Source organism: Cellulomonas fimi, assembly GCF_028527925.1.
Lineage (GTDB): Bacteria > Actinomycetota > Actinomycetes > Actinomycetales > Cellulomonadaceae > Cellulomonas > Cellulomonas fimi_C.
The window spans coordinates 62,606-83,061 of record NZ_JAPESW010000017.1; the positions used below are offsets into that span (position 1 = coordinate 62,606).

Genomic DNA, 20,456 nt, shown 5'->3' on the forward strand with positions numbered 1-20,456 from the left:
CGGGCCCGATCAGTGCGGTGGGGCGGCTCCTTCCCGCGCCGCGACCCGGTCCGGTGGGGCGGTCGAGGGCCGGTCGACGTGCAGCCCGGCCGCGAAGGCGAGGACGGCGTCGTGCAGGTCGTCCGCGTACTGCGGTGCCGACGTCGTGCCGGTGACCACGGCGAGCCAGATGCTCCCGGGCACCGGTGCGGCGACCTGTGAGGTCGAGCTCAGAGCGCCCGTGACGGTCCGCTCGACCCGGCGCGCGACCAGGCCGGGCCCGATGCCCGTGTCGACGGTCGCGTCGCCCTGCACGACGACCCGCGCGAGAGTGAGGTCCGCCCGGAGAGGGGCCGTGCGGAGCCACGTCAGGGAGATCGTGCTGACCTCGGGCTCGGAGCGCGCGTCCCCCGCCGAACCCAGACGCAGCAGCGTCACCAGCGCACCGCTGCCCGCGCTGGCCCGGGCCACCGACACCAGCACCGCGGCCGCGCCGCGGCGACGACGCTCGTCGAGCGCCGCCCACAGCGGAGTGCGCGCGACGAGGCCGACGAGGTCGTCGCGCATCGACGGCGCGTCTCCTCGAAGGGCGTGCCAGCCCTCGGGCGCGGTCACGCCGAAGCCGAACGGGGGCCGTGAGGGGATGCCCGGCAGACCGGGTCCCGGGGAGGTGCGCTCGACGCTAGGGTGCACACCCGGACGATCCCATACGAATCGACCCGCGACGCGCAGGGGGGTGACGACGTGACCGACGAGCTGACCCGGGCGCAGGGCCGCGTCGACGACCTGCGCCTGCTGCTGCGACAGGTGCGCGAGGCGCGCGAGGGCGTCCCGTCCCTGCACCGCGCCGCCGAGGCCGTCGGGTCCGCCGGCACCTGGACGGGGACGGCGGCCGACCGGCTGCACCGCGACGAGCTCGCGCCGGCCGCCGCCGCGCTCCCGCGGACGCTGGTCCGGATCGAGGAGGCCGTGGCGGACGAGCTCGCGCACGCCGAGCGCGCGCTGGGGCGGGCACGCGAGGACGCGGAGGGCGTCGCGTGACGCGTCTGGTCGAGGTCTGCCCGGAGGCGCTGTCGGAGGTCCGCTCGGACGTGGCCGCGACCCGTGACGCGGTGCGCGACACGCTCGGCCCGTTGCGGCACCGGATGGTCGCCCTGGGTGTGCCGACCGGGGCGATGGACGAGGCGCAGACCATGGCGGACCGTCTCGGCACGCACGTGCTGGGCACGCTCGACCCGTACGTCGCGCGCGCACGGGACCTGGCGGCGATGCGCTACGACGGTGCCTTCGGTGCGACCCTGCCGCTGGTCGACGACCCGGACCCGTTCGTCCCCGCCAGCCCGTTCACCCAGACCGCGCTCGCCGGCAGGGGATCGGCCCTGACGTGGAGCGCGGCACCGGTCGAGGAGCAGGAGGCCGACGAGCGCGACACCGAGAGGTCCCGCGGGATCGACGACTGGTTCGGCGACCGCTGGGACGACCTGTCCGGGGCGGTGTCGGACGGTGTGGACCGTGTCGCGGACGCCGCCACCGAGGCCTGGGACGGCATCCTCGAGGCCGGTGGGCAGGTTGCCGACTGGTGGGACCGGACCAGCGGCGACCTCGGCGGCTGGATCGACGAGAACCTGGACGGGCTGCGCGACTTCATCGGCGAGCACGTCGCGGTGTTCCGTGTCCTCGCGTCGGTGTGCCGGGTCGTCGGGTGGGTCGTGGTGGCCGTCGGGGCGGTGCTCACGATCGCGCTCGCGATCATCGGCGGCATGGGCGGGGCCGCGATCGGCGGCGTGTTCGGCTTCGGGGTCGGTGCCGTCCCGGCGGGCGGCGCGGGTGTCGTCGCGGGATTGTCCTTCGGGCTCAAGGTCGTCGGCGTCGGCTTCACCCTCGTGTCCGTCGGTGACTTCCTCGACGTGGCGGCCGACTGGGGCGAGGGCACGATCGACGGGCAGGAGCTCGTGCAGCGCGGCACGCTCGAGCTCGGCCTCGCCGTCACGTCGCTGCTCGGCGCCGGCGCGCTCGGCAAGATCGTCCAGAAGACGTGGAAGCACCTGCCGGCGTCGTGGACCCGCAAGCTCGAGGAGTGGCTCGCGGGCGCCGGTCGCCGCACCGACGACGCCCCGAGCACGGGTGCGGAGCCCAGCACCGGGACCGGGACCGCCCCCGACGGTCTCGGCGAGGACCTCGACGACCTTCGCGACCCGGACGGCAGGGGCCCCGTCGCGCCTCTGGACCCGACCGGGACCCGCCGGGCGGTCGACGGGTCGGGCGTCGAGCACGACATCCGGTTCGGGGCCGCCGAGGTCGCCGACCAGGCGAACTGGGAGCACGTCCTCGACCAGGAGCTGCGGGACCGCGGGTGGACGCGGGCGCAGTTCGACTCGCTGGTCGCGCGCCCGATCCACACCCTGTCGCCCACGACGCTGCGAGAGCTCGTCGCGATCCGCGACGCGATGCCGCCGGTCCTGCCCACGGACGCGGTCCAGAAGATCATCCAGCCGCAGGACGCGCTGCGGGCTCTCGGGTCGAAGGCGTTCGAGGACGCGGCCGACGACATCACGGTCATGCGCGTGGACGAGCTGGTCGCCGCCGGGAAGGGCGCGAGGTACGACCTGAACTCGGTGTCGAGCTTCGTCTCCCGGGTCGCGGACGTGTCCGGCATGGACACGTCGCGGCTCTACCGGTACCTGGGCCTGAACTACGACGACACGCCGTTCGCCCCCGACGAGTCGATGTTCTCCGTGCGGTTCCCGGCGCGGGACCTCGAGATCGACGACACCATGGTGACGCCCGTGAACCCGCGGGCACCGCTCGACATCGTCCGCCGGTCGCAGTACCTGCCCTCCACCGACGGGTTGTCGGCGTCCCGGTTCGACCAGATCGCGGCGATCACCGACCTCGACAAGCGCGCCCAGGCGTGGAAGAACCTGGCCGGCGAGCTCGGCGTCGAGCCCGACGTCCTCACCGACATGGATCGCGCCGTGAGCTGGGAGAACCCGTACCGCGGCAACGGGTGGTCGGGTGACGGCTCGGAGTACACGCCGGAGTGGAAGTACGAGCAGCGACCTCAGCTGAAGGACGGGACGGAGATGTGGGTGACACGTCCGGACGGGACCGAGCAGATCGTCGCCATCTACCGGAACCGCCGGTGGGAGTCCGTGACGGAGGTGCGATGAGGCTCGGTGAGTACGCGGTCGTCGACGGACGGACCTACCGCGCACGGTTCGGCACGCAAGGGTTGGACCTCGTCGTCGACGAGCCGGCGACGGCGACCCCCGAGGTCCGCTACGACGAGCGGTACGGCTGGTGGCGGGAGGTCGGCTGGTCGGTCGTCGAGGAGGCCTACCGGATCGAGGTGTGGGCCCGCGCCCCGGGCCGGTGGGTCGTCGAGGTCGACGCGCTGGACGACGACGGTGAGCACGCCTCGGTCACCCACTTCGACCACTGGCAGGACAGGGCCCCGTTCGACCGCGGCGACGAGCCCCCGGGGCGGCCGCCCTATCTCGACTACCAGTACTACAACGGCTATGCGCAGGGCACGGTCCCCATCGGCGATCTCACGGACGTCCGCGAGGTTCGTCGTGACGTCGCGCTCCCGGACCGTTCGGCTGAGCGGTGAAGGGTGCGCTCGTGCTCAGCGAGGACGCGGACCTGTTCGAGGTGGCGCGCGACGTGATCGTCGGTGTGGGCGGGACCGCGGTCGAGGACACGGCCCAGCTCCGGGGGCCGGACGGCTTCCTGCTGACGCTCTTCCGCGACGAGTACCCGGCCGACGACTTCCGCGAGCAGCCCTTCACCGCGGCCGACGGGGTCGACGACGTCCCGTCGATGGCGCGGGTGCACGGTCTGCCGGTCGAGTGCCGGTCCGAGGTGCTGTTCGTCGAGACCGTCGGTGCGATCGCCGCCGCGGCCGCGGGGCCCGTGTGGGTCCTGGACAACGAGTCGGTCCTCTGGGCCGCGGAGCGGCTGGACCCGGCGACCATCTCGCTGTGAGCGCCGCCGGGCCGCTGGACGGTGCCCGGGCGGCGGTGACGGGCGTTCGTCGGAGGTCCGTCGTCCGCCGTGAGGCGTGTCAGCCGCTGGTGGCCATCGCGCCGGCGAGGGCCTCGACCTTGTCGAGGCACGCCTCGAGACCGGCGGCCGAGAGGTCGCGTGACGCCTCGGTCGTGTAGCCGCGCTCGATCACGGTGATCCGCGTCCCGTCGTCGGCGGTCTCGAACGTCACGACGTGCGGCACGGGGTCGGGGACGCCGTCCAGGCCGGACGCCGCCGGGCCGAGGTGGTGGCCGTCAGCGTCGACGAACCGCAGGTCGTAGCGCAGCTCGTGGGGCGCGTCGACGCGGGTGTACGTCCACGACGTGTACGTCGTCGCCCCGCCCATCTCGGCCGGTGCGCGCATCCCCAGGAGCGACGTGCCGCCCTCGCGGACGTCGAGCACGGCGACGGGGCAGGTGAACGGGCCCGGGCACCACCACTGGCGGACCAGGCCGGGCTCGGTCCACACCCGCCACGCGTCGCGCGGGTTCACCGGGACCGTCCGCGCGGCGACGACGTCGTGGGTCTGCGGGGTCTCGGGCATGGCGTCCTCCTCCTGGGTCCGACGGTCGTGGAGTACGGACCCGCAGCGCCGCGAGGACTCACCGGCCGGCGACTGGGCGTCTCGCTCGCCGCACCGTCGTCGGCCGCCGGGCGCGGGGACCCGGCGGGCGGGGCGTCGCGTCGGCGCGCATGCTGGGGGCACCGGGCTGGAGAAGCAGCGGCCCCGTCGTGAGTGCTCGACGTGAGGAAAGTCGATGACCACGAAAGTCGAGAAGTCGGTCCTGGTGAACGTGCCGGTGGCCGTGGCGTACAACCAGTGGACCCAGTTCGAGGACTTCCCGCAGTTCATGGGCGGTGTGAAGTCCGTGACCCAGCTGAGCGACGACCGGCTGCAGTGGGTGGCCGAGATCGCCGGCGTGAAGCGCCAGTGGGAGGCGCGCGTCCTCGAGCAGGTGCCCGACCGCAAGGTCGCGTGGGCCGCCACCGAGGGCGCGACCAACGCGGGCGCGGTGACGTTCGAGGACGTCGGTGGCGGGCAGACCTCGGTCCACCTGTCGCTCGAGTACGAGCCCGAAGGCCTGGTCGAGAAGGTCGGCGACAAGCTGAACGTCGTCGAGAACCAGGCGGAGAAGGACCTCGAGCGGTTCAAGGCGTTCATCGAGGCCGAGGGGTACGCGACGGGCGCCTGGCGCGGGTCCGTCGGGGCCGGCACGGGCGGCGGCACACCCGGCGTCGAGGATGCCGCGGCGTCGCGGGGCGACTCGGGCAAGGCCGGGGTCTCGGCGAAGGCCGTCGCTGCCGGGGTGGGTCTCGCCGCCGCCGGCGTCGCTGCGGCCGCTGCGACGCGGACGAGCGGCTCGACCGACGACGTCGTCGTCGCCGAGTACGACGACGTGACGCCCGTCTTGACCGAGGACGTCGCGGTCACGCCCGTCGTCGAGGAGGACGTGGAGGTCGTCGTCACGGACGTGCCGTCCACCGGGACCGTGCCTGCGACCGAGGACGAGACCGACCCCGGCACCCGGATCTGACCGCCAGCCGCGGGATCAGCGCGACGGCCGCCGGTCACGTGGACCGGCGGCCGTCGTGGCACAGTCGCCCGTCAGACGCACGACGGCCGGCGACCGCAGCCCGTCAGCGTCGGAGCAGAGTGTGCTTGATCTGGACGCCGCTGGACGTGACGGACACCGTGAGTGCGCCGCCCAGCTGCTCGCTCGAGCAGGCGATCGCCACGAGATAGCCGTCGTGGTGCGACGACACGGACACGGTGTCGACCGATTCCCGGGTGATCTCGGCGATCCCGGTGCCCGCGGCGTCTCTCCAGACGACGTACACGGATCCGGCGATCTCGTCCCACGTCAGCTCGACGGACGCGACGCCCGCGGCGTCGAAGGTCACCGTGCGCACCCACGGCTCGTCACCGACCTGAGCGTCCAGCCCGAGCTCGGCGAGCTCGAGCGCGGTCGGTGCGGTCAGGGGCGACGCCATCATCTTCCTCCCATGGGGATGATCGGGTCAGACGATAGGCGTCGTCGGTGACCTACCGGGCGGTCTCCAGCGTGAGCGACCCTCCCGGTCCGACCAGGGGGGCTGGACGTGCGGACGGCCGCCGGTCACGTGGACCGGCGGCCGTCGTCGCACCGCGGGACGTCGCGCCGTTCACGGCGCGCGACCCGTACGCGTCAGGCGCAGGGCGTCCCGTTGACGGTGAACGCCGTCGGGGCGGTGTTCGTCCCGCTGTACGAGCCGTTGAAGCCGATGCTCGTCGAGCCCCCGGCCGGCACGGTGCCGTTCCACGGCGCGTTGGTCACGGTCACGGCCGACCCCGTCTGGCTGTAGGTGGCGCTCCAGCCCTGCGTGACCTTCTGGTCGCCCGGGAAGGTGAACCCGAGCCGCCAGGACGTCCACGCCGACGACGAGGTGTTCGTGACGGTGATCGAGGCGGTGAAGCCGTTGCCCCACGAGTTCGCCGCGTAGGTGACCTTGCAGCCGCCGGGCGGCTGCGTGACCTCGGGGAGCGTCCGGAAGGTGACGCTCGGCGACAGCGCGGAGAGCTGCCCGGCGGTGTCCTTGGCCCGGACGGTCAGCACGTGATCCGTCGACGGCGTGAGGCCGGTGAGCGTCACCGACGGGGTGTTCGACGTCGCGACGACGGTGCCGTCCTGCGCGCGGAGGACGTCGTACCCGGTCACGCCCTTGTCGTCGGTCGAGGCCGTCCACGTGAGCGTCGCACCCGTCTGCGTGATCGCCGACGCGACCGGGAGGCCCGGCGTGCTGGGCGGCAGGTCGGCCGTGGTGCCGGTGGTCCGCACGGTGACGGACGCCGAGTCGGACGACAGCCGGGCGTTGTTGCGGGCCCGGACGACGAACGTGTACGAGGTGCTGGGCGTCAGGCCTGTCACCGTCGCCGAGGCGGTCGTCGTCGACGCCACGATCTGCAGCGCGTCGCCCGCGACGCGGATCACGTCGTACCCGGCGATCCCGCTCTCGGGGTCGCTCGACGCGGTCCAGGTCAGGGTGACCGACGTGTCCGTGACGGCGCTCGCGGTCGGCGTGCCCGGGACGGCCGGCGGTGTCGTGTCGACGGCCGGCGCGGTCCCCGCGTGCTCGGCCGCCCAGCTCGCGAGCCAGGCCAGCGCCGAGTTCCAGTTGATCGCGACCTCGTTCACCGAGTACGCCTCGATGTGGTCGACGAAGCACTTCTGCGCCGCGCAGCCACCGAGGTGGGCGGCGGCGATCGGGTCCTGCAGCTCGCTGTTCGGGCCGCCCGAGAACGACCCCGGAGGTGCGATGGGCAGCGACGCGTCGGCCTGGTGCGCCCAGAACCTGTGGTGCACGTTCTGCACGGCCCGCTCGCCGTAACCCGCGATGTACGACTGGTTCAGCGGGTTGCGGCCCTGGAAGTAGTCGAGCGTCGCGAAGACGCCCGTGCGGTACTTCGCCTGGCCGGTGAAGTCGTACGCGAGCGCGAGGGCGTTCGCGTTGTTCGCCACCTGGCCGTTCGAGCCCCAGTAGTAGACCGACCCGGCGTTGTTCGGCGCGGGGTAGGCCTGGGCGTTCTGGCGGGTGAGGGCGGCGTCGGCGAACGCGACGATCGCGGAGCGGGTCGCGGCGACGTCGGTGGCCGGCAGACCGTTGGGGACGAGCGCGAGCGTCGTGTCGCCGAGCCCGCCGGTCCAGCCCCAGTCGTACCCGCGCTGCGCGAAGCTGCGGCCCTTGTACAGCGACGAGCCGGTGACGTCGGCGCGGTACTGGTCGGAGCCGGTCGTCGCGTACAGCTCGGCGGCGGCCCAGTAGAACTCGTCGGTCACCGAGTCGTCGCTGTAGGCACCACCGCCCGTCCCGTCGGAGCTCGAGGCGAGCCGGTTCGGGTTCGCCTTCGCCGCCGCGTACGCGGTCTGCGCGGCCGAGAGGGCCTTCGCGGAGAACGTCGGGTCGAGCGTCTTCCACAGGCGCGACGCCTGCGCGGCGACGGCCGCCATGTTGAGCGTCGCCGCGGTGCTCACCGGCGACAGGAGCCGACGCTGGCTGTCCCGTGCCGGGATCGTCGGGAGCGCGGTCCAGTTCTCGTCGTGGATCTTGTGGTGCACCATCCCGGCGTCGGTGCGCCCGACCGGCACCTGCATGCGGAGCAGGAACTCGACCTCCCACCGTGCCTCGTCGAGCACGTCCGGGGCGCCGTTGGCGCGCTCGGGGATCGCCATCGTCCCGTCGGCCAGCGCCGTGGCGTCGGCGCCCGCGACGTGCAGCGTCCGCTCGTAGGCGTTCTGCAGCTGCCACGTCGCGATGCCGCCGTTGACGACGTACTTGCCCTGGTCACCGGCGTCGTACCAGCCGCCGCGCACGTCGAGGCTGTACCCGCACGACTGCCGGCACGGCACGCTCGTGTCGCCCTGGTTCGGCGCGACGCCGAGGTGCCCGGCGGCCCGCGCGTAGGTGCCGCCGACGTACTGCGACTCGATCGCGATGCCGCTGCGCTGGTGGTAGAAGAACGCGAGCGCGTCGTAGCGGAGCTTCTTGACGGGATCCGCGGAGATGTCGAAGGGGAGACTGCTCGCGCCGGCGGCCGACAGGACGTAGCCGGAGCCCGGGGTGTCGAACGTCGAGAAGTCGATCAGGTGGGTCGAGTCGCCGGAGAGCGCGTCGGCGCCCCGCACGGTCGACTGGCCGGACGCGACCGTCGTGCCGGCCGCGTTCCGCAGCGTCCACGCGACGGGCGATGTCGACGTGCTGACCAGCGTCGCGACCTTGGCGACGCCCGGCACGTAGGCGACCTGGTTGACCTTGACCTGCGAGCCCGGGTCGGGGGCCGCGAACGCCGCCTGCGGGGCGACGACGCCGCACACGGCCAGGGCGGCGGCGACCGCGACGGCGGCGACGCGGGCCCGGCGTGGCCCTCGGTGGTGGGTGTTCCGTGACATGGCGGTCCTTCGTTGGACGGACGACGGGTGAGGGTGCCGTCACCACGAGGCCCGGCCGGCACGGTCGTCGGGGGAAGGCTCCGTCCACGCTAGGGCGCCCGCGCAGCAGGTCAGGGGCGCTCCGGGAGCGGAATCGATTAGGCCGTCACGGTCCCCGGTCCCCGGGGCACGGTCCCCGTGCGGGGGCGCGTCACGGATCCTCGTGGTGCCCACCACGATGTGCGGCACCGCCGCGGGGCGAAGGCTCGTGCCGACGGAGGCGACCAGCGCCTCGGCAGGCACACCGGGAGACGGATCATGCCCAGCATCACCAACCCCAACCTGACCCTGAGCGAGTCCGAGGGCCAGGTCACGCTGCGCGTCGAGTACGACGCCACCTTCACGCCCATCGACCGGCACCTGGCGGCCATGGGGCTCAACTTCCACGCGCACACGACCGCGCACGGCTCCGACGGCGGGATCAAGGGACCGACGCTCACCGAGTTCCCCCGGCACCGGTTCGAGGTCACCGACGGAGAGAGGGACCAGGTCTTCGAAGGCGTGGTCGAGCGCCACACCGTCGCCCGCTCGGTCCTCGGCGAGGACCCCGTCGGCGACGCCGACGAGATCATGGTCAACGTCCGCGTGCACAGCCCGCTGCCGCCGATCTTCACGGACGACGAGCTGTCCGACATCGAGGTCCTCACCTCGGCGGGATGAGGAGTCGACATGTGCTGGCACAGAGAAGACAACGCACCACCGAGCTTCACCTGGACGCTGACCGCGACCAGCGTCAACGGGGCGACGGTGCGGCACCACGTCCCGGCGGGCGCGATCGGTCTGGTCGTGCTGTTCGACGGCGGAGGTGGCGGGAGCGTCTGGTTCCGGCTGATGGAGAACCGGCTCCAGGTCGAGGCGCTCGTCGACGCCGGCTACGCGGTCGCGGCGTTGGACAGCGCCGGCCCGAGCGGTGACTACGACATGACGGCGGACCCCGTGACGAACCAGGACCTCGTCAACGTGGACGCGCTGATCTCCCTCCTCGGGTTCGCCGGGTCGGACGTCTACTACCTCGGCTTCTCGTCGGGCGGCGCGTTCGCGAGCCTCGCGACCGTGTTCACGCCGGCCCGGGCGCTTGCGCTGTTCAACGTCCGGGGCGTCGCGAGCACGTTCTCGAGCACGGTCGTCCTGCCGCCCCCGACGCTGTGGGTCGTGGGCCGCAACGACCAGCGCATCCCGCCGACCGACGCGGGGCTCGTCGCGAACTGGGCCGCGATCGCGGCGAGCGGCGTCGACTGGGCGTTCTACGTCAACGAGCCGGCCGGCCTGCTGCCCGAGGCCTTCGAGCGCATCAGCGACCCGACCTCGAGCGTGAGCCCCGCCGACTCCGCCGACGCGGTCGCGGACCTCCAGGCGGGCGCGCAGCTCGACGCGTGCTCGGTCCCGGTCGGGCCTGCGAGTGCGATCAACTGGGCCGTCGTGTCGCCCGGGCCGTCCTTCACGACGGACTTCCAGGCCGAGGCGCAGCGCCAGGTCAACGAGCTGTACGGGTCGCACGTCCTCACGAGCGACTTCCGGCAGCAGGTCGTCGACTTCTTCCTGGCCCACCCCTGACGTCAGCGCGCGGCCGCACCGGCCGGTCCCGGCCGCGCCAGGTGCGGCTCGCCGAGGGCGTCGGGGAGCTCAGCGCGGCTGCGGACGCCGAGCTTCTGGAAGGCGTGCGTCAGGTGCGTCTCCACCGTGCGCCGGGTGACGTAGAGCTGGCCGGCGATGTCGCGGTTGCCGACCCCCTGGCTCGCGAGGGTCGCGACGCGGTGCTCCGCCGGGGTGAGCGAGCCTGGTCCGGTCGTCGCGGGTCGTCGCGGACGGGCGCCGCTGGCGTGCAGCTCGTCGCGGGCACGTCCGGCCAGCAGCGTCATCCCGTGCTGGTCGGCGAGGTCCCGAGCCGCGCGCAGCGGTGTCCGCGCGTCGGCCCGCCGGTTCGACCGCCGGAGCGCCGCCCCGAGGTCCACGAGGCAGCGGACGCGCTCGAGCCGCGCGGGCGACGACGCGGCGAGGTCGGTCGCCTGCTCGAGCAGCGGCACGCGCGACGGGCCGTCGATCGTCGCGGCGAGGGTCCGCCTGCCGGTGGCGCGGGCGCCGGGTGTGCCGAGCAGGTCGGCCAGCCGGAGCTGCTCGCGGGCGATGACCTCGGCCCGACGCCGCTCACCGAGCGCGACGAGGGCCTCGACCTGCGTCACCCGCCACGCCGCGAGGACCGGGTGCTGCACCGTCAGCTCCTCGCACCGGACCCGGGCCTCCTCCGTGTCGGCGTAGGCCTCGTCGAAGCGCCCCTGCGCGAGCCGCAGGCGCGCGCGGCTCTGCAGCAGCAACGGCGAGCCCATGGCTCCCGGCGGTGGCGCCCCGCCGTGGCCCGTCTCCAGCAGCACGGTCTCGGCCTCGTCCAGGTGGCCGGCCTCGGTGAGGACGTCGACGAGCGTGTGCAGCGCCCACGTGAACGCCGCAGGCGGGGTGTTGCCGTGGATGACCTCGAACAGCAGACGGGCGTCGGGCTCGGCGTCGCGGATCCGCCCGGCGCGCACCAGGGCCATCGACCGCCGGAGACACCCCTGCGTGAGCGCGAGGAGCCAACCCCGCGGACGCGCCACGTCGATCAGGGCCGTCGACCAGGCGATGGAGGCGTCGAGCTCGTCGATGCCGACGAGGACGACGGCCGCGGCGGTGGGGAGCAGGGAGTCCATCTCGGTGCTGAACACGTCGCGGACCAGCGCGGGCGCGAGCAGCCGGCTCACCGTCGTCGCGGGGAGCCCGGCCCAGGTGGCGCCCATCGCCGCGTTCACCGCGGCCAGGCCCGGCAGCAACGGGTCCGACGGCGCGGCGCGGAGCCGTCGGACGGCCTCGGCGTGGGTGCCGGCCTGCATCGCGGCGTCCATGACCAGCTCGTGCTCCAGGCGCTCCCGCTCCTCGGCGGCGCCCGGGACGGCCCGGTCGGATGCGCTGCCCGCACCTGCGAGCCCTCGCCGCGCCAGGTCCATGGCCTCCTCGAACATCCCCGCGATCCCCAGCGCGCGAGCTCCGCGCAGGGCCACCGCGACCCGCAGGTGCGACGGGTCGGCGAGCGTGACCGCCGTGCGCAGCAGGGCCGGCGCGTCGGGCTGCCACCGCGCCGCCTGGGCGAGGCCGAGCTCGAGGTGCACCGCGGCGGAGGTCTCCCGACCCGCCGGGGGCTCGACGAGCGCGCGGCGCAGGTACGCCGCCGCGCTCTCCGGTGCGCCACGGGCGCCCGCACCCGCAGCCGCGGCCCGCAGCGTGCGCACCACCACGGCGTCGGCACCCGGGTCGGTGCGGAGCAGGTGCAGCGCCACCCCCTCGGGCTCGGCCCCCTCACCGGCCAGCAGGTCGGCGGCCTGCCGGTGCAGCCGTGCGCGCTCCCCGTGTCCCAGGTGTGCGGCGAGCGACGACGCGATCAGCGGGTGCGCCAGGGTGAGCTCGTGCTCGCCGTGCACGAGTCCGGCGGCGCGCATCGCGTCGGCCAGCGCGGCAGCCTGGGGCAGCGAGCACCCCGCGAGCACGGCGGCGTGCCGCACCGGCGCGTCCCGACCCAGCACCGCCAGCGCCCCGGCCAGCCGGTCGGCGCCGGCCGGCAGACGCGCGAGCTGCCGGACGACGCTCCGCGCCGCCTGGTCGGCCCCGACCTGGTCGAGCCGCGCCGCCGACGCCCGCGTCGGCGCGATGCCCTCGGACTGCACCTGCGCGACCAGCACATGCAGCAGGAACGGGTTGCCGGCGCTCGCGGTGTGGCAGGCCTCGACGAACGCCTGCTCGGCCCCCGGCAGCGCGCCGGCGACGATGTCCTCCACGGCGGCGAGGCCCAGGGGACCGAGCCGCACGGTGGGATCGGGTGCCGCGGCCAGGAGCTCGGCCAGCAGGTCGGCCGACGGGGCGGGCTCCCCGGAGCGGACCGCGCACAGCACCCCGACCGGCACGTCGACGAGCCGGCGCGACAGCGTGGCGAGCCAGCGCAGGGACGACGCGTCCGCCCAGTGCGCGTCGTCGACCACGAGGAGCACCGGCTGGCGCTCGGCGAGGTTGCTGACGAGCCAGACCAGCCCGTGCACCGCGGCGTGCATCGCGTCGCCGCCGGGCGCCGGCTCGGGTGCGGCCAGCGCCAGCGCCGGACCGGCCAGTGCCGCCGCGCCGGTCGTCAGGTCCGCCCAGTCCCCGCGCCTGCGGACCGGCTCGAAGAGCTGGCGGGCGATGCCCCAGACGGCGTCGCACTCGAGCGGTCCGCCGCGCGCCGAGCACGTCACGAAGCCGTCCGCGGCAGCGGCCCGGGCGGCGGCCGCCAGCAGGCTCGACTTGCCGATCCCGGCCGGACCCTCGACGACGACCACCCGGCCCGCACCGGCCCGGATCGAGGTGAGGTGCCGGGTCAGCGTGGCCAGCTCGCGGTCGCGGTCGAGCAGCCCGGTGCTCACGAACGTCACCGTACTCCGGCGTCGGACGCGGTCGACGATGCGGTTCGACGGGGACGGACGGCTCTGCGTGCACGCCGTCGCCGCGACGGCGGCGCTCCGCGCAGAGCCTTCACTACACCTCGACACCGACCCGGTCCGGGCGCCGTCGGCCGCTGGGTACGGTCGGCCCGGCACCGGATCCGGTGGCCGCCGGACGACCGACAGGAGACGGGATGCCCGACGGGGCGCGCGTCGAGACCGTGCGGCGTGCCGGTGCAGGCGTCGCCGCGGTCGCGGGGGTCTGGACCGCCGCGACGCTGGTCGGCGGCGGGACGTGGGCGACGGTCGGGAACGGGTTCCGCGCGCTGCTCGGGGAGGGCGCACCGTCGGACGCCGTCGAGGCGCTGTGGGCTCTGCGTGGGGACGCGCTGCCGCTGCTGGTCCTCGTGCTCGGGCTCGTCCCCGCGGTCGCGCTCCTGCTGGACGGGGTGGCGCGACGGTCGCCCGCCGCTGGGCCGGACACCGCGAGCGTCGCGTCGCGGGTGGACGGGTCGTGGTCGGTCGCGCCCGGGGCGCGCCGCCCGACGTCGCGCGGCGCCGGTGTCGTCGTGGGTGTCGTGGCGGCCGGCGCGGTGGCGGTCGTCGCCGGGCTGCTCGTCGTCTCGGCCGACCCCGCCTCCGTGCGCCTGCCGTCCCGGCCGTGGATCTGGCTGCTCGTGTCGTCACCCCGCACGCTCGCGGGCGTGTGGCTCACGTGCGTGGGGGCCGGGCTGGGCGCGGCCGGTATCGGCGTCCTGCTGCGGCGCCGGGGTCCCGTCGTCGGCGGTGCGCTGGCCGTGGCGGTCGGTGCGTCGGCGACCGCTCTCTCCGCCGCCGCGTGGACCGCGCGGACGGTCGTCTCGGTCGCGCGGTACCGCGGCGGGCCGTCGTCCCTCGCGGTGGTGCTGCAGGACGGGGTGGTCGCGGCTGGCCTGGTCGCCACCACGGCGGCGGTCGTCGCCGGATCGTGCGCCGTGGTCGCGTGGCGTCGCCTCGAGGGCGGGGAGCCGTCCGTCCGGACGGCGGCACCTGAGGAGCGCAGGGCGATCGAGCGGCGGCGACGCCTGATCGCCCTCGGCGTGTCGGCCGTCGTGGTGGTCGTCGTCGGGACCGCGTCGAGCGTGCGGGTCGCGGAGCAGCGCGTCGTCGACGAGGTCGTGGCCGATCCCGTGCTCGCGGCGTGCCTCGAGCGGGCCCTCGGCGCGGGCCGGGGTGACGGGCTCGCGCCGCGCGGGTTCGACGACGTGTTCGCCGTCGACTGCCCGCGTCGCAGCGGAGGTGCGCAGATCCGGTCGCTGGACGGCGTCGAGCGGCTCACGTCGGTGCGGGAGGTCGACCTGACGGGCCAGGACGTGGCCGACCTGCGGCCGCTCGCGGCGCTGACCCGGCTCACGTCGTTGCGCCTGACGAACAACCCGCGCGTCGCGGACCTGACGCCGCTGGCGGGGCTGCCGCTCGACAACCTCGGCCTGTCGGGGACGGGGGTGCGCGACCTGGGTCCGCTCGCGGGGACGACCTCGTTGCGATTCGTCGGCTTGGGCGGCACGGGCGTGTCGGACCTGTCGCCGCTCGCCGGGTCCAGCGGCCTGATCGAGCTCGACGTCTCGGACGCGGCCGTCGTCGACCTGTCCCCCCTGGCGGGCGCGGCACAGCTGACCAAGATCGACGCGCGCGACAACCAGGTCGTGAACCTCGCGCCGCTCGCCGGGATGCCGGCCCTCGACGAGCTGTGGATCGGCGGCAACCCGGTGGCCGATCTGCGGCCGCTCGTGGACGCGCCGGCCCTGCTCGGTGTCGACGTCGAGGGCCTGCCGGGGACGACGCCCGGGATCGAGGAGCTCCGGGCACGCGGGGTCTACGTCGGCGGGCTGGCCTGAGCCGACCGCGGGACGGGTCGTCGCGTCGGTCGGCCGGCGACGGACGGGTGCACGCTGCGGCGCGGTGGCCCGACCGCACGGCACGCCGCGTCCGGCAGGGGAACGGTGGTGAGGGCACGGCGTCGTGGTCAGCGCACGGCGTCCTCAGCGCACGGCGTCCTCAGCGCACGGCGTCCTCAGCGCGCACGGCGTCGACCGGTTCCTGCGCGTCGTCGGTCCGCGGGCTGTGTCGTCGCGCGAGGACGAGCGCGACCGCGGCGAGTACGGCACCCAGCGCGGCGCCGATCGCGTTGGAGAGCCAGTCGTTCGTGTCGCACGAACGTCCGAGCACCGGCAGCAGCGCTTGCACCGCCTCGATGCACGCCGACGCGAGGACACCGCCCAGCAGCGCGAGCAGCGGCCGACGGGTCGCCACGGCCGCGAGCAGCACGGGCGGGACGAACAGCAGGACGTTGGCGAGGAGCTCGACCCGGCCGAACGTCGGGAGCGCCCAGCCGACCGCGCAGCGCTCGAACAGCTCGCGTTGGACGGGGACGAGCGTGAGCAGCACGACGGGGACGAGCGAGACGCCGAACAGCGCCCACGACACGCGCGGCGGGCGGCCGAGGAGCCACCACCCGAGCAGCGGGCCGGTCACGACCAGGACGGCGAGGACCGTCGGGCCGAACCACGGGTGGGCGACGAGCAGGGTGGAGATCACGGGGACGGGCTCCGGGCTAGGGCGGGGAGTGGCGACGCAGCCGGTGGCGGCGGGTGTGGTCGGAGGTGCGGGCCGACGGCTACGAGGCGAGACGCGTGCCGCTCTCAGGCTCGACGCGGTCGAGCGCGTCCGGGCCCTTGATCGCGTCCCACACCGCGTCTAGCGAGAGGCCGAGGACCTCGGCGATCGCGGCGACCGTCGGGAAGGCGGGGGTCGCGACACGGCCCGACTCGATCTTGCGCAGCGTCTCGGGCGAGATGCCGGCGTCGAGCGCCACCGTGAGGATCGACCGGTCGGCACGCGCGCGCCGCAGCAGCGCGCCGAGGCGCTGTCCCCGGGCGACGTCGTCGGGCGTGAGCGGCAACCGGACCATGCCACCGATACTAATACCGGGATAGTATGGCCGGGATAGTTATTCGCACCGCGGAAGGTCTGGCCCGATGATCGAGATCCTGTCGCCCACCGAGGTGCGACGAGCCCGCGACACCGGCGCGCTCGTCGCCGACATCCTCCAGACCCTCCGCGGATGCGCGACCGTCGGCACCAACCTGCTCGACATCGACCGCTGGGCGCAGCGCATGATCACCGACGCCGGCGCCGAGTCCTGCTACGTCGACTACGCGCCGTCCTTCGGCCGCGGGCCGTTCGGGCACTACATCTGCACGTCCGTCAACGACGCCGTCCTGCACGGGCTCCCGCATGACTACGCGCTCGCGGACGGCGACCTGCTCACGCTCGACCTGGCCGTGTCGCTCGGGGGAGTGGTCGCGGACTCGGCGATCAGCTTCGTCGTCGGTTCCGCGGTGCCGGCCGGGGACGTCGCGCTCATCGACGCGACCGAGCGCGCGCTCGCCGCCGCGATCGCGACCGTCGGTCCTGGCGTCCGGCTCGGCGACGTCTCGCACGCGATCGGCACGGTCCTCACCGGTGCCGGCTACCCCGTGAACACCGAGTTCGGCGGGCACGGCGTCGGGACGACCATGCACCAGGACCCGCACGTGCCCAACACCGGCCGGCCCGGGCGCGGGTACACGCTGCGCCCCGGCCTGCTGCTCGCGCTCGAGCCGTGGGTCATGGCCGACACCGACGAGCTCGTGACCGACCCCGACGGCTGGACGCTGCGCAGCGCGACCGGCTGCCGCACCGCGCACTCCGAGCACACGGTCGCGATCACCGACGACGGCGCGCAGATCCTCACGCTCCCCCGCTGAGACGGCGCCGGGCCGCCGGTCGCGCGCTCGTCGCACGGGACGCGGTGCGCCACCGCGGCCCCGGTTCCTCGCGCTCGGAGGACGCCGGAACGACGGAGGCGTGCGGCCCCGAGCGGGACCGCACGCCTCCGATGTCCTGCGGAGGGGTCAGGGCATCCGACGACGCGCCAGCGTCGCCACGCCGATCCCCGCGGCGAACAGGGCGATCGCTGCGGCCAGCCGGCCGAGGTTCGTCGCACCCGCGCCGTCGACCCCCGCGATTTCGAGCGAGTACGCCGTGGCGCCGACCGCACCCTCGGGTGCGCCGTAGGCCATGCCCTCCACCTGAGCCCGCTCCGCACCGGCCGCGAGGACCGCGTACTTGACGCCGAAGTCCTCCGCCGTGGCCTGGCCGCTCGCGACGACCTGCGACGTGCCCTCGTCGGAGAGCTGCTGCGTCCCGTCGACCAGCTTCGGCGCACCCTCGGCCGCGCTGTCCAGACCGTCGGCCAGGAGCGTCGAGCCGTCGGCCGCGTCGACGAGCCCGTCGGCCAGACGCTGCGACCCGTCCGCGGCGTCGTCGATCCCGTCGGACAGCCGGTGCGCGCCAGCCGCCGCGTCGACAAGACCGCTCGACAGGCGCGTCGAGCCGGCTGCCGACTCCACGAGACCGGCCGCGAGGCGCTTGGCACCGTCCGAGGACTCGACGAGGCCCGCGGCCAGCCGCTTCGAGCCGGAGGCGGACTCGACGAGGCCCGCAGCGAGGCGCTTCGAGCCGGAGGCCGACTCGGCCAGGCCTGTCGACAGGGCGGCTGACCCCGTCGCCGCGTCCCGGAGGCCGGCCGCGAGGGCGGCGGATCCTGAAGCGGCCGTCGCCAGACCGGTCGAGAGCGCGCCGGCACCGGCGTTCAGCTGTGTGGCACCTGTCCCGAGGGCGTCGAGCCCTGACGCGAGGGTGCCGCCACCGGCGCTGATCGCGTCCGTGCCGACCTGGAGCGAATGGACGCCACCGCGCAGGGTGCCGTCGACCGACGTGTCGTCGTCGTCGCCGACGCCCGCCTGCACCTTCGAGACGACCCCGGACACGAGCGCACTCACGCCCGCGTCGACCGCGGCAAGACCCTGGACGACGCCCGGCTTCGCGGCGTCGCACGTCCCGGGAAGCGACCCGCTGTCGAGCCCGCACTCGATCTGCGCGAGCGTCCCGGCTGCGCCGGTGAGGCCCTGGGCGAGTGCCGTCGCCCCGCCCGCGATGGTCGCGGGGTCCGTCCGGTCGGTGAGCACGGGGACGCCTGCCGTCAGCTGCCCGACGACCGCGTCGTACTGCGCGAGGTAGGCCGGGTCCATGCCGGCGCGGAGCGACCCCAGGGCGTCCACGGCAGCATCGAGCTGACCACCGAGCGTGACCGCGCCGTCCGACAGCGCTGTCGCCTTGGTCGAGGCCCCCGCGATGCCGGTGCGGACCTGGTCGACCGCACCCGTGAGCGTCGCGGACGCGGCCCTGAGCGTCGCGATACCCGCCTGGAGCTGCTGGACGCCCGGGTCCTGCGGAAGTGCACCGATGTCGCCGTACAGCTTGGCGAGGCCGGCGTCGACGAGGTCCAGACCGCCGCTGACCTGAGCGAGCCCGCCGAGCAGCTGGGGCGCTCCTGCTCGTACCTGGGCGAGGCCCGTGTCGAGCTGCTGGGCACCCGCGGCGACCTGAGCGGCACCGGGTACGGCCTTCGTCCCCAGCTCGGCGGCCAGCTGCTGCGCACCAGGAGCGAGCTGACCGTTCAGCCCGGTCGCGAGGCGCTGGGCGCCCGGTGCGAGCTGGTCGTCCAGGGCGGATGCGAGGCGACCGGCGCCCGGTGCGAGCTCGGCGTCCAGGGCGGATGCGAGGCGACCCGCGCCTGGTGCCACCTCGCCGGCGAGCACTGCAGAGAGTCGCGACGCCCCGGGGGAGAGCAGGTCGTTGAGCGCGGAGGCCAAGCGCTGTCCGCCTGGCGCGAGCTGTCCGAGGCCTGCGTCCAGCGTCGCGGCACCCGGTGCAGCCTGGCCGTTCAGGCCGCCCGCGAGCTCCGCGGCGCCGGGGGCGGCCTCGTCGTTCAGGCCCGCGGAGAGCTCGGCGGCGCCGTCGCGGAGCTGGAGGAGGCCCGCGAGGAGCTGGGCGGCGCCGTCGTGGAGCTGCAGGACGGAGTCGTCGATCTGCGTCGCACCCGCGGTGAGGTCGACGCCCTTCTGCGCGCCGGACCGGTAGCTCTCCGCGCCGCCCTTGAACGACGGGTAGTCGAGCGGGGAGACGGGCATCGACGTGAGGGTCGCGGGCGGGACGACGGCGCCGCGGACCGTCGCGGTGTACTCGAACTCGGCGGTCGCGGAGCCGATGGGCGGGAAGAGCGTCATCTGGAACTGCAGCCGTGTGCCGCCGCGGCCGTCGCCCGCGAGACCGGCCTCGTCGGACCGCACGTCGGTGAAGCTGGACGGCAGGACGGTGACGAGCTGGCCGATCATCGGCACGACGGTCTCGGCGGAGGCGGTGGCCTGGGTGCCGGTCCCGTCGTCGTAGGTGACGTCCTGCGTCTTCCCGGTCGTGTTGGTGACGGTGTAGTGGACGCCGAGGGTTCCGGAGCGGCCGACGACGGCCCCCGGCTGCACGGGCTTGCCGTCGAGCGTGTACTCGACCTCGACCGTGAGGGGCAGGTCGCGGTCGTAGGTGCTGACCGTGCGCGCGCGGCGCTCGCCGTCGACGTCGACGGTCGCGACGAGCCGACCGTCGACGACGCGGTACCCGCCGAAGCCGTCGAGGTTCCGCAGGCCCTTCGTGGACACCGGGTTCTCGACGGTCGCGCTGCCGTGGCCGGTGAACGCGAGCTGGTCGTAGACGCGCGCCTCCTGCAGGGCGCCCGTCGCGGAGAGCCGGGCCTGGATGGTCTCGGTGTTGGTCACGGTGACGTCGCCGTCGCCGGAGCCGGAGACTGCGCCCGCGGCGAGCGCCGGGGAGCAGGCGAGGGCGACGAGCAGCGGCGTGAGCAGGGCGGCCGCGGCCGCGGTGGTGGTGGAGCGGCGCACGTCAGGCCTCCGGCTGGGGGTCGTACGGACGAGCGTCGAGTTCATCGGCCACGGCGCCATCCGGTCCGCGGTGCGCGGCGCGATTCCGGGCCAGGGCCTGTTCACCCCGCCCATCGCCGGGCACGGGTCCGTCGCGGGGCTCTCCCCCGGCCGCCTGTTCCCGCCGCAGCCCCCCCGCGACCGCTGCCGCGGCGACCCACAGGCGGTCCTCGGCCACCCCGGCGCGCTGC

General features: G+C 74.7%; 18 protein-coding genes. 9 read left to right on the top strand and 9 right to left on the bottom strand.

Translation table 11 applies throughout. The features are described from left to right. Nucleotides 1-9 precede the first annotated feature (9 nt). Entirely contained in the window at nt 10-546 is a 537-nt protein-coding gene (locus tag OMK64_RS10095) for a hypothetical protein (RefSeq protein ID WP_272727990.1), read from the bottom strand. Nucleotides 547-723: 177 nt separating this feature from the next. Here OMK64_RS10095 and OMK64_RS10100 point away from each other — a divergent pair, with 177 nt between their 5' ends. The 4 genes from OMK64_RS10100 to OMK64_RS10115 are packed head-to-tail and all read left to right on the top strand — an operon-like array spanning nt 724 to nt 3,966. Next, complete coding sequence (locus tag OMK64_RS10100; protein ID WP_162353509.1) at nt 724-1,020, top strand: hypothetical protein; 297 nt, start codon at nt 724-726, stop codon at nt 1,018-1,020. Then, nucleotides 1,017-3,149, top strand: coding sequence for a hypothetical protein (locus tag OMK64_RS10105; RefSeq protein ID WP_272727992.1), 2,133 nt, complete (start codon nt 1,017-1,019; stop codon nt 3,147-3,149). The genes OMK64_RS10100 and OMK64_RS10105 overlap by 4 nt, the downstream gene beginning before the upstream one ends. Beyond that, nucleotides 3,146-3,592, top strand: a complete 447-nt coding sequence (locus OMK64_RS10110) for a hypothetical protein (protein WP_272727993.1) — start codon at nt 3,146-3,148, stop codon at nt 3,590-3,592. The genes OMK64_RS10105 and OMK64_RS10110 overlap by 4 nt, the downstream gene beginning before the upstream one ends. 11 nt (nt 3,593-3,603) lie before the next feature. Further along, complete coding sequence (locus OMK64_RS10115) at nt 3,604-3,966, top strand: hypothetical protein (protein ID WP_272727994.1); 363 nt, start codon at nt 3,604-3,606, stop codon at nt 3,964-3,966. A 79-nt stretch (nt 3,967-4,045) separates the two neighbouring features. Here OMK64_RS10115 and OMK64_RS10120 read toward each other — a convergent pair whose 3' ends face one another. Next, a complete protein-coding gene (locus OMK64_RS10120) occupies nt 4,046-4,552 on the bottom strand; it encodes an SRPBCC family protein (protein ID WP_272727996.1) in 507 nt (168 codons plus the stop codon). Between the two features lie 214 nt (nt 4,553-4,766). Between OMK64_RS10120 and OMK64_RS10125 the strand changes: the two genes are divergently transcribed. After that, entirely contained in the window at nt 4,767-5,543 is a 777-nt protein-coding gene (locus OMK64_RS10125) for an SRPBCC family protein (RefSeq protein WP_272727998.1), read from the top strand. Nucleotides 5,544-5,646: 103 nt separating this feature from the next. Here the strand turns inward: OMK64_RS10125 and OMK64_RS10130 are convergent, their stop codons facing one another. Both OMK64_RS10130 and OMK64_RS10135 read right to left on the bottom strand, forming a co-directional pair. Beyond that, a complete protein-coding gene (locus OMK64_RS10130) occupies nt 5,647-6,000 on the bottom strand; it encodes a hypothetical protein (protein ID WP_272728000.1) in 354 nt (117 codons plus the stop codon). A gap of 194 nt (nt 6,001-6,194) precedes the next feature. Further along, on the bottom strand, nt 6,195-8,933 hold the full coding sequence (locus OMK64_RS10135) for a glycoside hydrolase family 9 protein (RefSeq protein ID WP_272728001.1): 2,739 nt from the start codon (nt 8,931-8,933) through the stop codon (nt 6,195-6,197). Between the two features lie 297 nt (nt 8,934-9,230). Between OMK64_RS10135 and OMK64_RS10140 the strand changes: the two genes are divergently transcribed. Together OMK64_RS10140 and OMK64_RS10145 are read left to right on the top strand one after the other, a co-directional pair. After that, a complete protein-coding gene (locus tag OMK64_RS10140) occupies nt 9,231-9,632 on the top strand; it encodes a hypothetical protein (protein ID WP_272728003.1) in 402 nt (133 codons plus the stop codon). Nucleotides 9,633-9,641: 9 nt separating this feature from the next. Further along, nucleotides 9,642-10,526, top strand: coding sequence for a dienelactone hydrolase family protein (locus OMK64_RS10145; RefSeq protein WP_272728005.1), 885 nt, complete (start codon nt 9,642-9,644; stop codon nt 10,524-10,526). 2 nt (nt 10,527-10,528) lie between these two features. Here OMK64_RS10145 and OMK64_RS10150 read toward each other — a convergent pair whose 3' ends face one another. Further along, a complete protein-coding gene (locus OMK64_RS10150; RefSeq protein ID WP_272728007.1) occupies nt 10,529-13,390 on the bottom strand; it encodes a helix-turn-helix transcriptional regulator in 2,862 nt (953 codons plus the stop codon). Nucleotides 13,391-13,602: 212 nt separating this feature from the next. Here OMK64_RS10150 and OMK64_RS10155 point away from each other — a divergent pair, with 212 nt between their 5' ends. Further along, a complete protein-coding gene (locus tag OMK64_RS10155) occupies nt 13,603-15,285 on the top strand; it encodes a leucine-rich repeat domain-containing protein (protein WP_272728009.1) in 1,683 nt (560 codons plus the stop codon). Nucleotides 15,286-15,445: 160 nt separating this feature from the next. Here OMK64_RS10155 and OMK64_RS20890 read toward each other — a convergent pair whose 3' ends face one another. Both OMK64_RS20890 and OMK64_RS10165 read right to left on the bottom strand, forming a co-directional pair. Beyond that, nucleotides 15,446-15,985 carry a VanZ family protein gene (locus tag OMK64_RS20890; RefSeq protein ID WP_272728011.1) on the bottom strand — a complete coding sequence of 180 codons (540 nt, stop codon included), beginning with the start codon at nt 15,983-15,985 and terminating at the stop codon, nt 15,446-15,448. Nucleotides 15,986-16,064: 79 nt separating this feature from the next. After that, entirely contained in the window at nt 16,065-16,358 is a 294-nt protein-coding gene (locus OMK64_RS10165; protein WP_272728013.1) for a helix-turn-helix domain-containing protein, read from the bottom strand. Between the two features lie 67 nt (nt 16,359-16,425). On the opposite strand from OMK64_RS10165, the gene map reads away from it, so the two are divergent. Further along, nucleotides 16,426-17,196 (top strand): type I methionyl aminopeptidase, encoded by a 771-nt coding sequence (map, locus tag OMK64_RS10170; RefSeq protein WP_272728015.1) that lies wholly within the window; start codon nt 16,426-16,428, stop codon nt 17,194-17,196. Nucleotides 17,197-17,343: 147 nt separating this feature from the next. Here map and OMK64_RS10175 read toward each other — a convergent pair whose 3' ends face one another. Further along, entirely contained in the window at nt 17,344-20,226 is a 2,883-nt protein-coding gene (locus OMK64_RS10175) for a YhgE/Pip domain-containing protein (RefSeq protein WP_272728017.1), read from the bottom strand. 1 nt (nt 20,227) lies between these two features. Then, on the bottom strand, nt 20,228-20,456 hold a 229-nt coding region (locus OMK64_RS10180; protein WP_272728019.1), incomplete at its 5' end, for a hypothetical protein.